The 16,218-nt window shown below is 34.7% G+C and carries 10 protein-coding genes; 5 read left to right on the top strand and 5 right to left on the bottom strand.

The annotated features are described in order from the left end of the window. Window positions 1-3 precede the first annotated feature (3 nt). Window positions 4-3,408 (bottom strand): isoleucine--tRNA ligase, encoded by a 3,405-nt coding sequence (gene ileS, locus ACFSR1_RS11790; RefSeq protein WP_378292693.1) that lies wholly within the window; start codon window positions 3,406-3,408, stop codon window positions 4-6. A gap of 153 nt (window positions 3,409-3,561) precedes the next feature. Continuing rightward, window positions 3,562-5,919 carry a TonB-dependent receptor gene (locus ACFSR1_RS11785; RefSeq protein WP_378292691.1) on the bottom strand — a complete coding sequence of 786 codons (2,358 nt, stop codon included), beginning with the start codon at window positions 5,917-5,919 and terminating at the stop codon, window positions 3,562-3,564. 147 nt (window positions 5,920-6,066) lie between these two features. Here ACFSR1_RS11785 and ACFSR1_RS11780 point away from each other — a divergent pair, with 147 nt between their 5' ends. Both ACFSR1_RS11780 and ACFSR1_RS11775 read left to right on the top strand, forming a co-directional pair. Continuing rightward, window positions 6,067-6,702, top strand: a complete 636-nt coding sequence (locus ACFSR1_RS11780) for a MarR family winged helix-turn-helix transcriptional regulator (protein ID WP_378292689.1) — start codon at window positions 6,067-6,069, stop codon at window positions 6,700-6,702. A 44-nt stretch (window positions 6,703-6,746) separates the two neighbouring features. Beyond that, window positions 6,747-7,535 (top strand): amidohydrolase, encoded by a 789-nt coding sequence (locus ACFSR1_RS11775; RefSeq protein WP_378292687.1) that lies wholly within the window; start codon window positions 6,747-6,749, stop codon window positions 7,533-7,535. Here ACFSR1_RS11775 and ACFSR1_RS11770 read toward each other — a convergent pair. Further along, on the bottom strand, window positions 7,522-9,135 hold the full coding sequence (locus ACFSR1_RS11770; RefSeq protein WP_378292685.1) for an Ig-like domain-containing protein: 1,614 nt from the start codon (window positions 9,133-9,135) through the stop codon (window positions 7,522-7,524). The genes ACFSR1_RS11775 and ACFSR1_RS11770 overlap by 14 nt on opposite strands. A 58-nt stretch (window positions 9,136-9,193) precedes the next feature. Then, complete coding sequence (locus tag ACFSR1_RS11765; protein WP_378292683.1) at window positions 9,194-9,874, bottom strand: ComF family protein; 681 nt, start codon at window positions 9,872-9,874, stop codon at window positions 9,194-9,196. A 78-nt stretch (window positions 9,875-9,952) separates the two neighbouring features. Here ACFSR1_RS11765 and ACFSR1_RS11760 point away from each other — a divergent pair, with 78 nt between their 5' ends. The 3 genes from ACFSR1_RS11760 (at window position 9,953) to ACFSR1_RS11750 (ending at window position 15,787) form a co-directional block, all read left to right on the top strand. Beyond that, a complete protein-coding gene (locus ACFSR1_RS11760; protein WP_378292681.1) occupies window positions 9,953-10,834 on the top strand; it encodes a hypothetical protein in 882 nt (293 codons plus the stop codon). Between the two features lie 144 nt (window positions 10,835-10,978). Continuing rightward, window positions 10,979-12,514, top strand: a complete 1,536-nt coding sequence (locus ACFSR1_RS11755) for a glycine--tRNA ligase (RefSeq protein ID WP_378292679.1) — start codon at window positions 10,979-10,981, stop codon at window positions 12,512-12,514. Between the two features lie 288 nt (window positions 12,515-12,802). Further along, window positions 12,803-15,787, top strand: a complete 2,985-nt coding sequence (locus ACFSR1_RS11750; RefSeq protein WP_378292677.1) for a GEVED domain-containing protein — start codon at window positions 12,803-12,805, stop codon at window positions 15,785-15,787. On the opposite strand, the gene ACFSR1_RS11745 is transcribed toward ACFSR1_RS11750, so the two are convergent. Next, on the bottom strand, window positions 15,784-16,152 hold the full coding sequence (locus ACFSR1_RS11745) for a hypothetical protein (RefSeq protein ID WP_378292675.1): 369 nt from the start codon (window positions 16,150-16,152) through the stop codon (window positions 15,784-15,786). The two genes, ACFSR1_RS11750 and ACFSR1_RS11745, sit on opposite strands and share 4 nt — an antisense overlap. Window positions 16,153-16,218 lie beyond the last annotated feature (66 nt).

Below are 16,218 nucleotides of genomic sequence, written 5' to 3'. Positions count from 1 at the left end.
CTGTTATTGTTTTTTAATTACCAATTGGGTTGCAATGTCGTCAAACGCAATTTCTGTACCATTTATTACATCTGTTGCAAATTCAATTGTCTCGGTTAAGGTTTCATTCTTGATGTACGCTTCATTAGTTGCAACGGCTTCTTGAATAGATTTGTTTTCCTTTATTACAATTTCTATGCGATCAGTCACTTCTAGTCCGCTATCCTTTCGGATATTTTGGATTCGGTTTACAAGCTCTCTTGCGATCCCTTCTTTTTTGAGCTCTGGAGTTATGGTTATATCCAATGCTACCGTAAGTGAGCCTGAGTTTGCAACCAACCAACCCTCAATATCCTGAGAACTGATTTCTACATCGTCGGTTCCTAAAGTAATAATTTTATTATTAATTTCTATGTCAAAACTTCCAGTTTGTTCAAGAATTTTAATTGTTTCTTGATCAAAGGATTGTATCTTATTGGCTATCAGTTTCATGTCTTTTCCGAAACGAGGGCCTAAATTTTTAAAATTTGGCTTTATTTGCTTGACTAATATACCAGAGGCGTCGTCAATTAACTCTATTTCTTTAACATTTACCTCACTTTTTATCAGACTTGCAATGTCATTTATTTCAGCTTTATCTGCATCATTTAGTACAGGAATCATGATTCTCTGTAGCGGTTGACGTACTTTGATCTTTTCTTTCTGACGTAAAGAAAGTACAAGAGAACATACAGATTGTGCTTTCTGCATTTTGTGTTCTAAGGCTTTGTCTACAAATGAACTATCATATTCGGGGAAGTGTGCCAGATGAACACTTTCAAAAGTCTCTTTGGTTGAATTTGAAACCAAATCTTTATATAAGCGATCCATAAAAAATGGTGCTACCGGTGCTCCAAGTTTTGCTACTGTAAGCATACATGTATATAAAGTCTGATATGCCGAGATCTTATCTTTCTGATAATCACCTTTCCAATATCTTCTTCTGCTTAAACGAACAAACCAGTTACTTAAGTTTTCCTGAACAAAATCAGAAATAGCTCTGGTAGCTTTGGTAGGCTCATATTCATTATAGTATTCGTCTACGCTTTTGATCAATGTATGTAATTCACTTAAAATCCATCGATCAATCTCCGGACGTTCTGCCAATGGGATATCCGCTTCAGTATAGGTGAAATTATCAATATTGGCATATAGCGTAAAGAACGAATAGGTGTTATACAGCGTACCAAAAAACTTACGACGTACTTCTGCAATTCCTTCAGAATCAAACTTTAGATTGTCCCAAGGATTGGCATTACTGATCATATACCATCTGGTAGCATCCGGACCATATGCTTTTAACGTCTCAAAAGGATCTACAGCATTACCTAGTCGCTTTGACATTTTTTGACCATTCTTGTCTAGAACTAAACCGTTAGATACTACATTTTTATAGGCTACATCATCAAAAATCATGGTTCCGATCGCATGTAGGGTATAGAACCATCCACGGGTTTGATCAACACCTTCTGCTATAAAATCCGCTTTTCTCTCACCAGATTCTACTTTTTCTTTATTCTCAAAAGGATAATGCCATTGCGCATACGGCATGGATCCGGAATCAAACCATACGTCAATCAAATCGCTTTCGCGTTTCATTGGCTTCCCAGATGGAGAAACCAAGGTGATTTTGTCTACTACATTTTTATGAAGATCTATTTTATCATAGTTTTCTTCACTCATATCTCCAACAACAAAATCTGCAAAAATATCGGCGTCGAGTACTTCAGCCTCCACTGCTTTTTGCATTTCGGCCTTTAATTCTTCTACAGAACCAATAATCATTTCTTCTTTACCATCATCTGTACGCCAGATCGGTAAAGGGATTCCCCAGAAACGTGATCTAGATAGGTTCCAGTCATTGGCATTTGCTAACCAATTTCCAAAACGGCCTTCTCCTGTTGCTTTTGGTTTCCAGTTGATACTTAAATTCAATTCGTGCATGCGATCTTTAAAATCGGTCACTTTTATAAACCAAGAATCTAATGGGTAATATAAAACAGGTTTGTCTGTACGCCAGCAGTTAGGATAACTGTGCACATATTTTTCAACCTTAAAAGCTTTATTTTCTATTTTTAACTTGATAGCAATTTCTACATCAACAGATTTTTCTGGAGCTTCGCCATCATTGTAATATTCATTTTTTACATACTTACCGCCAAATTCACCTACATGTTTTGTGAATTTACCTTGTAGATCTACTAAGGGAACAAGGTTGTCATTATCGTCTTTTACCAGTAATGGTGGAACTTCTGGCGTAGCTTGTTTAGCTACCATAGCATCATCTGCACCAAATGTAGGAGCAGTATGTACGATACCAGTACCATCTTCTGTAGTTACAAAATCACCAGAAATAACTCTAAAAGCATTTTCTGGATTGTCATATGGCTGAGCATAGTCCAGTAATTGCTCATAACGAATCTCTACAAGATCAGCTCCTTTGAATTCTTTTAGAATTACATACGGAACTTTTTTATCACCTTCTTTAAATGGGCTTAGAGCTTCTTCATTTTCTGCTAGAACGAATTTTCCACCAAACTGTTTTCCAACTAAATTCTTTGCCAGAATCACATTAATCGGCTCAAAAGTATATTGATTAAAAGTTTTTACAACGACATAATCAATCTTTGGTCCAACAGTTAATGCGGTATTCGATGGTAATGTCCATGGAGTAGTTGTCCAGGCTAAGAAATAAATATCACCTGCCACATTTGTTAAGAATGAAGGTAGTGTTTCTTTTTTAGCTTTAAATTGGGCAACAACCGTAGTATCCGTAACATCCTGATAGGTTCCAGGCTGATTTAATTCATGTGAACTTAATCCAGTTCCAGCTTTCGGAGAATAAGGTTGTATCGTATATCCTTTGTATAATAATCCTTTCTTATAGATTTCAGCAAGTAACCACCATACGGTTTCCATATACTTGGACTTATAGGTAATGTATGGATCCTCCATATCTACCCAATATCCTATTTTTTCGGTAAGGTCATTCCAGATATCTGTATAACGCATCACTGCTTTTTTACAAGCTTCGTTATATTCTTCAATGGTAATTTTTTTACCAATATCTTCTTTGGTGATCCCTAGTTCTTTCTCTACACCCAATTCTACTGGAAGACCATGCGTATCCCAACCGGCTTTACGTTTAACCTGGTATCCTTTTTGAGTTTTATAACGACAGAAAATATCTTTAATCGCACGAGCCATTACATGGTGAATCCCTGGTAGTCCGTTTGCAGATGGAGGTCCTTCAAAAAAGACAAAAGGAGTCGCATCTTCTCGCTCAGAAATACTCTTCTCGAAAATATTATTCTGTTGCCAGAATTCTAGTATATCATCTGCCACTTTTGGCAAGTCAAGTCCTTTATACTCAGGAAACTTCGTGCTCATTTGATCGTTCTTTCTATTAAGTGTGCGAAAATAAGGATTTTCTGGAAAAAAGAAGGTCGAAATTACGCTGCGATATGAAATAATTGTTCAGGATGTATTGTTTTTTAACAAGACCTTTATTATTTGGCAAAAAAGCAGGATATATTTATTCTTCTAAAAATCTATAACAATACCTAAACTTGGTATGATTTGCCCCGTCTCAGTTTCAATTGCCGTTAAACTTCTAGGCTCTACGATACTTCCATTTGAATCACGATTAAGCCCGAACTGTGTGGGTTGAGGAGTTTTCTGACCTAATATATTCTGTGCCTCTATGAATACGTTTAATGATAAATTTTTAAAATTCCATTTCTTGTCTATTCGTAAATCAAGTTGGCTAAAGACATCTAATTTTTCCTCACCCAAGCGATCATAGTCTAGTATCACCTCTGGGTAACTGGCAAGTGTGGCATCTTGGTCTGTAGGCACAAAAGGTGTTTCTCCGGCAAAACGATATCTAGCACTTATTTCCCAATTTCGTTTTAGTTTATATCCTCCGGTAAATGAAATAAGATGGCGACTATCCCATACAGATGGAAGATATATTTCTCGATCAAAACCTGTAAATTCACTATAAAACCACGTATATGCAAAAATTCCGTAAAAATTGTTGGAAAGCTTTTGCTGAAATTGAAGCTCTGCGCCATAACTTCTTCCTTTACCTACAGTAGCAACGTCTTCACTTCCTAATATTTCAAAATCTGCTCCTTTATTAGCGAGTGATACTCCGTCTAAGACAGAAACTGGATAATCATCATAGCGTTTGTAAAACCCTTCTAACGAAATACTTGACGAAGGGCTGAAGTTATGTTGTAATCCTAAAACATAATGATCACTTACCGTGTAATTTACATCTTGATTAACAAGGATGTTGTTATTATCTCTAAAACCTAAGATGGTATAAGGAGGTAATTTGTAATATCTTCCTAGAGAACCATTTAATCTCCAGTTTTCCTTAAACTCGTAGGATATGGAAAATCTGGGAGAGAATGTAGATAATAAATTATCTTCATCTGTAAAATTATCATCATCCATTCTAAAACCAAAGGATAGATCTAACTTATCGTTAAAGAATGATTTGGTCATATTTGCAAATAAACCATACTTGAAAAAATCAATTTCTGTATTAAAAATGTTGTTATCAGTTAGGTTTATTGTTTTATTACTATAATCAGAATATTGTGTATTAAAACCAGTAGTAAGTTTCCAATCACCAAAAAATTTTGTCAATTGATATCTAAGTTTTGTTTCTGATTCGGTAGCATCATTGCTAAAAATTACTCCTGTCTCATTTTCAGGATCTTCATATCTGGTGAACTCATTGATCAAGGTATTGTTACTTATCGTAGTTTCCATAAAACCCGAACCATCTTTGAACCTGTTTTTCCAAGTCAATCCAATAGCATTCGTACGTTGTTCGATAAATGGAGCTTGCTCTAGTTGGGCCTGTTGTTCTTCGTCAAAATCTTCTGGTGATTCTAAAGAAAAATCATCAATTGATCCTAAGCCAATAAGACTAATGTCATTATAACTATCGATTTTGTGGTTTATTTTATATTGGTAATCCCAATAGTTAGGTCTAAAAGGAAGTCCAATAACTTCGAATAAAAATTGCAAATAACTTCGTCTTGCAGATACTAAGAAGGTTGTTTTTGATTCTTCATTGTTTTTTCCTTTAAAAAGCGGTCCTTCTAAGGTTAAGGCTGCTTCACTTGCACTTACTCTAAAATTTCCGCCAAATTCTCTATTATTCCCTTTACGTTGACTAAATTGTAATACTCCAGAAAGGGGATTATCATATTGTGCACCAAAAGCTGAAGTAGATAAAGTTACATTATCAATAAAGGATACATTGATAAGCCCTACAGGGCCTCCTGCGCTACCTTGTGTACTAAAATGATTAATATTTGGCACTTCCATTCCATCTAGATAATAAACTGTTTCGTTTGGAGCTCCACCTCTAATGATCAGGTCATTCCTAAAACCACCGATCGAAGGAGAAACTCCGGGAAGTGTTTGAGCAACTTGTACAACATCGTTATTACTTCCGGGATACGTAGCAATTTCTACTGCAGAAAGTGTCTGGGTGGAAAGTGGTGTTTCTTTAGGTCTACTAATTTTATTGGTGTTAGTAATAACAACTTCGTCTAGTGCTTCTGCGGATTCTTTTAGAACAAAATTGTAGTTAGGAGTTCCTTTAGATCTTACAATAACATTAAATTTGGTTTGAGTCTCAAACCCAACATAACTGACAACAAGATTATATGATCCGGGAGTAATATTTTCAATTCGATAATTACCATCAAAATCTGTTTGTGCTCCTTTTTCTGTTCCTTCAAGAAAAATAGAAGCTCCTAAGACGGGTTGTCCAGTTTGATCCGTAACGTTTCCGGATAATTCTCCAAATACTTGCGAATACATATTAGAAACAAGTAGTGAACAAAGTATTAAAGCAGTATTTTTGATATTCATAGCTATAGTTTTAAGTAGTTTTAGAGTATTTTGAAATAGAGGACTTTGTAATTCTTAAGCGATGTTTATTTATTTTATGCAAATATTGAACAAATAAGTATGTTATAGCAATAAATTTTTATAATTTAGTGTTAAAAAGTAGTTTTAATGAAGATTTACGAATTAATAAAGCAATTGATAGATCTAACTGGTGAGTTTGCCAGAGAGAGTCGGGCAAAGGATATAAATATAAAATCATTTGTAAATTGGTTGTCTAAACGAATGGACAAAACTAGTTCAGAAGAAGAAAACACGATAACGGGTCATAGTAGAGAAGCGGAAATAGCAGCACATATTGGAAGAATGAGTAGATATTCTAATACCTATATTAAATCTGCATTGGTTGATTTACCATTTACAACCGATATGGATTTTGCATTTACGGCAATTCTTCATAGATCCGGACAGATAGGTAAAACAGATCTAATCAGAAAAATGGTATACGATAAATCCTCTGGAATGGAGGTCATTAAAAGACTTCTTAAAAATGAGATTATAGAACAATTCCCAAATCCTGACGATAAGAGAAGTAAACTTTTGCGACTTACAAAAAAAGGTGAAGAAAATGTGATCAAAGCCTATGCTGAAGCTAGTAAAGCGGCAAAAATGGTAAGTGGCTGTTTAACGAAAAGTGAACAGATATCGTTGTTAGCAACTCTTAAAAAACTAGACGAGTTTCATCTTCCCATCTATCTTGAAGAAGAAAAGGATTTAAATGTAATTGTAGAGAAGTATTATTTGTAATTACAAAATGATAAGCACTAACTTGATTTTAGTAATTTTGACCTATGAGTACTATGTTAAATATTGCCTTGATCCAATCTCATTTAGCTTGGGAAAATCCCATCCAGAACAGAGTGGTCTTTGAACAAAAAATCAAATCTATACATAACGATACGGACTTGATTATTTTACCGGAAATGTTTACAACAGGTTTTACAATGAACGCTAAAGAAGTGGCTGAGACTATGGATGGTGAAACGATAAGCTGGTTAAGAAAGTTAGCTAAAGAGAAAGATTGCGCTATTGCGGGAAGTATTATCATAAAAGACGCCGAAGCGTATTTTAACCGCTTTCTTTTTGTAAGACCTGATGGTACTATTCAGAAATATGATAAGCATCAATTATTTACATTAGCTAAAGAGGAAGATGTGTTTACAGCCGGTAATGAAGAAGTAATTATACTTTATAAAGGTTGGAAAATTAAACCACAAATTTGTTATGATCTTAGATTTCCTATTTGGGCAAGAAATACATCTGGATATGATTTGTTAATTTATGTTGCCAGTTGGCCAAAGCCACGAGTGAATGCTTGGGATACTTTACTAAAGGCAAGAGCTATTGAAAATATGTCATATTGCATTGGTGTCAATAGAGTAGGTCTTGATGGAAAAGGGTATGAATATAATGGTCACTCTGCAGTCTATGATGTATTAGGGAATTCCCTTTTAGAAGAGAACCCAATAGAAAGAGAGGTAATATTATATGCAACTCTGGATAAATCTCATATCGAAAATACTCGTAAAAAATTACCTTTTCTTAAAGATGCTGATCATTTTAGGATTACTCCAAAATAAAGGTTTGTTTTAGCTCCCAATTGGCTCTTACTTCAATGGCTTCAGGATAATAAACTACTTTTTCTGCCTGAATTCCTTTTAAGAAATTACCGGTATCCCATGCACCGTTTTTATTAGTGTCAAAAATTACTCGGATATTGTATTTTCCAGGGTCTAGGTTGTCAAAAACAGTTGTCTCTTCTTTTGCAACTATTTTTTCATCAATAAACTTTCCTTTTTCATCAGTTGCCTGAACAAGAAGAGGGTATTCTTTTACATTTTGTAGGGTAAAAAAGATGGTACCGTAATCTGCTAATTTCTTTGTCCTGAAATTTATATTAATAGTATCATTTACATTACCAATAAAATCGGTAATAGCCTCAGGTAGTAATTCTATTTTATAGGCATTATCTTCTGTTCTTTCGAAAGTAAATATTGCTTCGTTTTTAATTTTATCCAGTTGAACTGAAAAAGGTATTTCTACAGTGTCTTTATCTATCAATGAAATTAATTTTTCGTTGATAGATTCTAATGGAGTGTTTGAGAAAAGGGTGAAATCTTTATTAAAAGCTAAATTTCCTTTTGCATTATTACTAAGTTTTATAGAGTCTTTATATTGATCCTTAAATCTTGCTACCAGCGTATCACGGAAGTTTTTTGAGTTGGTCACTTCAAAAATTAGCGAATCAGCTTCAAAAAAGGGTTTGAACCAATAGTGGAGCGTATCTTTTGTCTTATCCGGAAAAATCCTGGTTTCCAATTTTTCAGGAGTTTTGCTAAGTAAATTAATCTTCATAGAGTCCGCAACACCCTCATATCCAAAAACAAAAGAATTTTTTGAAACTTGCTTTGGTTTTAAAGCCTTGAAATCCAGAACTTCTTTGAATAAATTTATATTGAAAACTTTTGCTGTATCTGCAGGAAGTGTTACGGTTTCTTCATAAAACCCAATTTTATCTTGCTTAGGCTGGTAGGTATAGTTAGAGGCAACGTCTTTAAGCGCTATTAATTTATAGGTTCCTTCTTTCAGGTTATCTAAGTCAAAAGTAATACTGTCTAAAGTACTTGTTACATATCTGGGGACTTCTTTAAAGACTAAAGAATCAGAGTACTCCTCATCAATTTGGTATAGCGCAACACTAATAAAAGGATCTGCTTTTTTCTCTAATGCATCGCCAACGGTACCCTGTATTCTAAGGGAATCAAGAGAATCTCCTGTAGAGAAAACATATCTAAAAAATGGATTAGGATTTCCTTCATTATTATCTACAATACTCTGACCAAAATTGATACTATAGGTAGTGTTCTCTAATAAGGTATCTAAGAATTTAACTTTTACATATTTACTAGCACCTCCTAAAGGGGTTATCTCCGGCTTAGGATCCATAGGAGGAGAGATTATAATTTGTTTCTGAGGATCTTTTAGCTTTACATACTCATCAAAATATATCTTAATTTCGTTTTTATCAAAATTCGTAGTAAAATTTGGAGGTGATGCTTTCACAAATTTTGGAGGAATCTCATCCTTTTCACCACCGGTTATGGTACCTTTTTTGGCACAGCTGATTATTAGGAGTAGAGAAAAAACATTTAATAATAACGCATAGGATCTTTTATACATAGCTCCATTACAATTTTTAAAGACACAAAGAAACGACTATTTATAACAAACAAAAAATCTATGCAGTGATGGCCATGGTTGCAATACTTATTTTTATACCTGGAATTGATTTAAGAACTTCGATACAAGCTTCTAGAGTAGCACCTGTGGTAACAATATCATCGACGATTAAAATATGTTTGTTTTCTAATAAGGACTCATTTTGTAGGCCGAATGTTTCAGATGTGTTAATCCAGCGAGTTAAACGACTATTTTTTGATTGTTTTTGATTGTAGGAATTTTTTTTCAAAACAAAATCAATGTATTCTGCATCCAGTTTTTCAGCAATTTCTTTTCCAAATTTCTCTACCTGATTAAACCCTCTCTCTCTTAATCTTCTTGAATGAAGTGGCACGGGTATTACCGCTTCAATATTTTGATAATCAGCACTTTGAAACATTTCATTTCCAAGCCATATTCCTAGCTCTTTTCCTATTTCTTCTCTACCTCTGTACTTAAGATTATGGATCAAATTTTGTACTAATCCACCCTTCTCAAACACCAATAAAGAGGTTGCATTCTCTATTTTGGCTCGCCCATAAAATACTTTTTCGATCTTTTTAGCGTTTACCTTATGGAAATTACCTAATGGGAGCTTGTGTCTACAAGAAGTGCACAGGATCCTTTCGTTTTTATATAAAGGGTTGTCACAGGCAGCACAATATATAGGATAAAATAAATAAGCTAAGTCGCTTAACATATTAGGTCAATTAACATTAATTATTATATTTAACTAAATTTACTATTTAACGTAACCATCAAAAATTAGAAATTTATTATGACAACTCAAAACAATAACTTGACCCTTAAGATACTAATCGGTGTTCTGGGAGCTCTTTTATTAATTCTGGGGATCTTCACGTATAAGTTTTACAACGAAGAAAAGAGAGAAAAAGCAATTTTGCAACAAGAAAAGGATTTAATTGAAAGTGAATTAGGAGAATTAATAACAAAATATGATAATGCTATCGCTCTAAATGAAGTAATGGACGATCATTTGTTAAAAGAAAAGCAGCGTGTAGTTGTTTTATTAGATAGTTTAAAAGACTATGATGCTAATGTAGCTTTAATTGCTCGATATAGAAGAGAAGTAAGTAAGTTAAAAAAAGAGCGTGAGAGATTATTTAAACTAGCAGACAGTTTAACTACAGCAAATGCTCAATTAGCTACTGATCTGGATAGTACTTCGACTGCTTTATCAGAAAGAATTGTATTCTCTGATTCTTTGGCATCACAGAACAGCAAGTTAGCAGAGATTGTAGAAAGAGGATCTGCATTACAGGCTTCAGGAATCAAAGCTGAAGGTGTTAGAGTACGTAATAGTGGTAAAATTTCTACCACTTCTAGATCTAGTAGAGCTGAGAAAGTAAGAGTTTGTTTTACACTTTCTCCAAATAAATTAACCGAAAAAGGAGATAAAGACCTTTATGTACAAGTTATTAATCCTGAAAACAATCTTATCGGAGATAAACTGGCTGTAAACTTTGATGATGCGGTATTAACCTACAGTGGTAAAAACAAAGTATTTTATGAAAATGATGCATTAGATGTTTGTGTATTGGTAGATGCAGAAGATGGAGAACTTACAAAAGGTAATTATATAGTTAACTTATTCTCTGGACCTAGAATGATTTCTAATACGCAGTTTGAATTGAAATAAAAGGAGTTTTTAAACACATACTAAAAACCACCATATTATCTTTAAATATGGTGGTTTTTTATGTTTTTGTCAGAAATTTCGCTGTCTGGCGATTAATTAAATAAATTCGTTTTCAATTCTTGTAAATTCAACTATTTTTGCGCCATGGCAAATCAAGAAGATAAATTTAAGAAGGTAATTGCCCACGCCAAGGAGTATGGGTATATATTTGGTTCTAGTGAAATCTATGATGGATTGAGTGCTGTATATGACTACGGACAAAATGGAGCCGAACTTAAAAAGAACATCAGAGAGTATTGGTGGAAAAGCATGGTGTATATGCATCAAAATATTGTGGGGCTGGATGCTGCAATTTTTATGCACCCAACTACCTGGAAAGCATCGGGTCACGTAGACGCTTTTAATGATCCATTGATTGATAATAAAGATTCTAAGAAACGATATAGAGCGGATGTGTTAGTCGAGGATTTCAGAGAAAAAATTAATCAGAAAATCGAAAAGGATATTACCAAAGCTAAAAAACGTTTTGGAGATGCTTTTAATGAAGATGAATTTAGAAGTACCAATCCAAATGTCCTTCGTCGTCAAAAAGAAATTGACAGAATTACTGCTGAACTCACTAGAGTTCAGGAAGAGAATGATCTTGCAGGATTTAAACAATTGATAGAAGATCTTGGAATAGGTTGTCCCGAGAGCGGATCTAAAAATTGGACAGATGTAAGACAGTTTAATCTTATGTTTGGAACCAAATTAGGAGCTTCTGCTGAGTCAGCAACAGATTTATATTTAAGACCGGAAACCGCACAAGGGATATTTGTTAATTTCCTAAATGTTCAGAAAACCGGAAGAATGAAAATTCCTTTCGGCATCGCACAGACCGGTAAAGCCTTTAGAAACGAAATTGTTGCTAGACAGTTTATCTTCAGAATGCGTGAGTTTGAACAAATGGAAATGCAATTTTTTGTGCGCCCTGGTGAAGAAATGAAATGGTATGAATACTGGAAAGAAACGCGTCTTAACTGGCATTTATCATTAGGGCTAGGAAGGGAAAATTATCGTTTCCACGACCATGATAAATTAGCACATTATGCCAATGCTGCTGCGGATATAGAATTTAATTTTCCTTTTGGATTTAAAGAACTAGAAGGAATTCATTCCAGAACGGATTTTGATCTTAAAGCTCATGAGGAATATTCAGGTAAAAAATTACAGTTTTTTGATCCTGAGTTAAAAGAAAGTTATGTTCCTTACGTTGTAGAAACTTCTGTGGGATTAGATAGAATGTTCCTGGCGGTATTCTCTACTGCATTACAAGATGAAGAATTAGAGGATGGATCTAGTAGAGTAGTTTTAAAATTACCAGCTGTAGTTGCTCCTATAAAGGCAGCAATTTTGCCATTAGTTAAAAAAGATGGTTTACCAGAAGTTGCAGAAAAAATTGTAGAGAATCTAAAGTGGACATTCAATGTAGCTTATGATGAGAAGGATGCTATTGGGCGTCGTTACAGAAGACAAGATGCAGCAGGAACTCCAATATGTATAACGGTAGATCATGACACATTAAATGATGAAACAGTGACTATAAGAGATAGAGATACTATGGAGCAGAAACGTGTTCCAATTTCAGAACTTAAATCCATTATTTCTGAAAAAGTAGATCCGGAGTTTTGGTTAAAATAGAATAACAACAGTAATAATCAGCCGCTTTATAAAGCGGCTTTTTAATTTTCAGATAGGTGTAATTGATGAATACAGTAGGGTTTATGTAGGTTCAACTGTTTATTTATATACTTGGTAAGCGATTTAATTTTTAGCCAAATAAATATAGCTGTTTCAATTGTAAGAAATCTCCTTTGTTTCTCGTTATAACTATAGATTAAGTGTCCGGTTTTTGCTATATTTTTTGAAGTTTAATTGTATTTTAGTTTAAAAATTGAGATATTACTCGATTCAAACCCAGACTAAGCTATGAGAAGGATCTTTTTCCTTTCTTTTTTATTTTTGTGCGCTATTGGCTTTTCTCAAGAAAAGAAAGTCTCCTATGCCACTATGATTTCTTCTTCTAGTTATATGAAAGAGGTGGAACCTTTGGTTGGTAAAAAATTGATTCCCGAAGAACCTCGAGAAGGTGAAGTAAATCCAAAGAGAACTAGCGCCAATAAAATTGTTCCAAACAAAGGACTACCTAAAGGACCAGATGCGTTATTGCTGAAACAAAAAAAAGCAAGCAATACCAGAATTAGTAGCACTCCTTCATTAGTTTTTGAAACTAATTCTAGTACAGTTTCGCCATCGGATCCAACAGGAGCGATTGGTCCTAACCATTATATTAGTGCAAAAAACTCTGCGTTTGCGATACACGATAGAAACGGAAATGTCTTAGTGCCTTCTACTTCTTTAACCAATATTTTTCCGGGAGAATCTTTAGGAGACCCAATAGTATTTTATGATAATTTTGCAGATAGATTTGTGATCACACAATTCAGCGAAACGCCGAATGGTTTTTTAGTTGCTATCTCAAGAGGTCCAGATCCTGTAAATGATGGTTGGTTTACCTATCGTTTTAATACCGGTAGTTTTCCGGATTACACCAAATTTTCAATTTGGTCTGATGGATACTATGTCACTGCTAATAAAGATCAAGGACAACAAATGGCTAGTGAAGTGGTATATGTTATTGATAGAGAACAGATGCTAGCAGGTGTTGATACTGCGCAAATGATAGGATTTCCATTACCTGGAGCAAGAATAGGAGGGTTTTATAGTCCGGCTTCTTTTAATGCAACAGGAAGTACACTTCCTCCCGAAGGTGATGCCAGAATTATTTACTTTCAGGATGATGATTGGGAAGGAGTTAGCCAGGATGCACTTAAATTATGGACGATTAACGTAGATTGGATCAATCCAGAACAATCAACAATTACGGAAGCCGAAGAACTCACAGTAAGTAACGGAAATATAACTCCTTTTGATTCTACCTTTGATGGTGGTTCATTTGCTAACCTTCCTCAACCGGGTTCAGATGGACAAGATATTGATGTTTTACAAGGAGCGGTAATGTTTGCTACAAACTATAGAAGATTTTGTAGTTATAACTCAGTTGTATTAAACTTTGCTATAGATATCGATACCCGACAAGATTCAGACGATATATCTGCCATTCGATGGTATGAACTTCGTCAGAATGGAGATAATCAGCCTTGGTCTGTTTATCAGGAAGGTACCTATACTTCTCCGGGAGGAAAAAGTGCCTGGTGTGGTAGTATGGCCATGGATATTTTTGGTAATATAGGAATGGGTTATACGACTATGGGTACAACAAATGACGGAGCGAATCAGGACAGTTTTGCTTCGATTAGGTACACAGGACGGTTAGCAGAGGATCCTTTAGGAACGATGACTTTTGCGGAACAAACAATCGCTGTAGGCACAGATGTGGATAGAACCACTAGAAATCGTTATGGGGATTACGCCCAGATTACCGTAGATCCGAGCGATGATCAAACATTTTGGCATATTGCTGAATATTTTGAGAGTTCAGGAAACAATGCGCGTAATATCGTTGGAGTATTTAAAATTGCTGAAAATATAGCAAATGATGTGGGTGTGGTCAGTATTGATGCTCCAGATGATGCAACTTTTACCACTTCAGAGGTGATAACAGTTACTATAAAGAACTTTGGAACTACTACACAAAGTAATATTCCTATTAGTTATGCCGTGAATGAAGGTACTGCAGTTAACGAAATTTTTACCGGATCCATTGCATCGGGACAAACAGCTTCATTTACCTTTAATACAACTGCAGATTTAACTGGTGGAACAGCTTCTCTTATTACTGCAGAAACCAATCTCGTGGGAGATGTTATTCCAGAGAATGATTGTGCAAGCAAAAAGGTTGCTAATTTATTACCAAATGACGTTGGAGTAATTAGTTTAGTGTCTCCTAATTCCGGAGGTGGTCTTACCGCTGCAGAATCGATTACAATAACTATTAGAAATTACGGAGGATCTCCACAATCTAATATCCCTGTTTTTTATACACTAGATGGAGGAGCTTCTGTGAATGAGATCTTTACAGGAACCATTGGAGTAGGAGAATCAGCTCAATATACGTTTATTGCAACAGCTGATTTATCAGAATTTGCAAGTTATACATTTCAGATAGGTACTGAACTAACAACGGACGAAGATGCTAATAATGATGTTATTTCGAGGGTAATTGAGCATAGATTGTGTTCACCAACGTCCGATTGTATAAGATTTGGAGATGGATTATCGTCTTTCGAATTGTCAAATGTTTCAAACCGAAATATCGAATGTGGTGATGGTTATGCTGATTTTACCAATATGGTCATTAATCTGGATAGATCAATAGGAGTATATACGCTAACTGTTCAGGCAGGTTTTGCAGAAGGTGATGCAGAGCGTTTATCATTATGGATAGATTATGATGATGATACCGTTTTTGAAGATGAAGAGCTGATTATCGATAACCAGGTAATAGCAGAAGAAAATGTAAACCAAACTTTTCTTTTTTCATTAGGTGACGAAGCTCCACTAGGAACTCACCTACTCAGAGTGAGAGCGGGAGATACAAATACCAATAATGGCGCGGATCTTAATGAACCGTGCGGATCTATGCAATTCGGTACGACCCACGATTATAAAGTAGAAATTGGTGAGAATACCAACCCAAATGCTGATCTTACCGTATTTAGTCAACCAAATAAGCAATTTTTGATTACTATGAGTGATCCGAATGCAGATGATATTCTTAGATTGAGTGTATTTACCATCACCGGAAAAACAATAGTTTCTAATTTAGTAGAAAAAGATGCCAATAGTAGGTTTACCTATTTGCTAGATATGTCTTATGTAAGTTCCGGAATTTATTTTGTAAGATTAGGAAGTAATAAGACCGGTAAATCTGCGAAATTTTCGGTAAATTAATCAGTGCGCTTACTAATTTCTTGTATTGAAACAGGTCTCCCTTCACTACATCTATTCTTCATCCTGAGACTACTGTATTTTACCCAAACTTTATCAGGCATATCATCTTTAAAAAAGTCCTGGAGATTAATAGGATCTAATTTATCCCCATATTTTTCTACAGTAAGAATATACGGGCAGCCTTCAGATTTGCTTTCGGATAATGTTCCTTTGATAAATCCTTTTTCCAACATTTTTTCTGAACTTATGGTTTGAGAATTATTTTTATCATCGTTAACTGCTTTTCCATCAGTTCTTTTAGTTGTGTTACAGCTATATATACAAATAACAATGATTAAACACGAAATTTTTAGTAGCCCATTCATCAGTTCTTTTCTATGGTTTTAATTGTTAGATGGAATTCGCCAGGTAACAGATTAGTTGCTATCAAC

This window comes from Aquimarina rubra (genome assembly GCF_042684305.1).
Classification (GTDB): Bacteria; Bacteroidota; Bacteroidia; order Flavobacteriales; family Flavobacteriaceae; genus Aquimarina; species Aquimarina rubra.
This window is presented reverse-complemented; position numbering and strand designations above follow the sequence as displayed.

Excerpts from the sequence above, each read along its gene's own strand:
- ileS (WP_378292693.1), bottom strand. The coding sequence starts at position 3,408 with ATGAGCACGAAGTTTCCTGAGTATAAAGGACTTGACTTGCCAAAAGTG.
- ACFSR1_RS11785 (WP_378292691.1), bottom strand. The coding sequence starts at position 5,919 with ATGAATATCAAAAATACTGCTTTAATACTTTGTTCACTACTTGTTTCT.
- ACFSR1_RS11780 (WP_378292689.1), top strand. The coding sequence starts at position 6,067 with ATGAAGATTTACGAATTAATAAAGCAATTGATAGATCTAACTGGTGAG.
- ACFSR1_RS11775 (WP_378292687.1), top strand. The coding sequence starts at position 6,747 with ATGAGTACTATGTTAAATATTGCCTTGATCCAATCTCATTTAGCTTGG.
- ACFSR1_RS11770 (WP_378292685.1), bottom strand. The coding sequence starts at position 9,135 with ATGTATAAAAGATCCTATGCGTTATTATTAAATGTTTTTTCTCTACTC.
- ACFSR1_RS11765 (WP_378292683.1), bottom strand. The coding sequence starts at position 9,874 with ATGTTAAGCGACTTAGCTTATTTATTTTATCCTATATATTGTGCTGCC.
- ACFSR1_RS11760 (WP_378292681.1), top strand. The coding sequence starts at position 9,953 with ATGACAACTCAAAACAATAACTTGACCCTTAAGATACTAATCGGTGTT.
- ACFSR1_RS11755 (WP_378292679.1), top strand. The coding sequence starts at position 10,979 with ATGGCAAATCAAGAAGATAAATTTAAGAAGGTAATTGCCCACGCCAAG.
- ACFSR1_RS11750 (WP_378292677.1), top strand. The coding sequence starts at position 12,803 with ATGAGAAGGATCTTTTTCCTTTCTTTTTTATTTTTGTGCGCTATTGGC.
- ACFSR1_RS11745 (WP_378292675.1), bottom strand. The coding sequence starts at position 16,152 with ATGAATGGGCTACTAAAAATTTCGTGTTTAATCATTGTTATTTGTATA.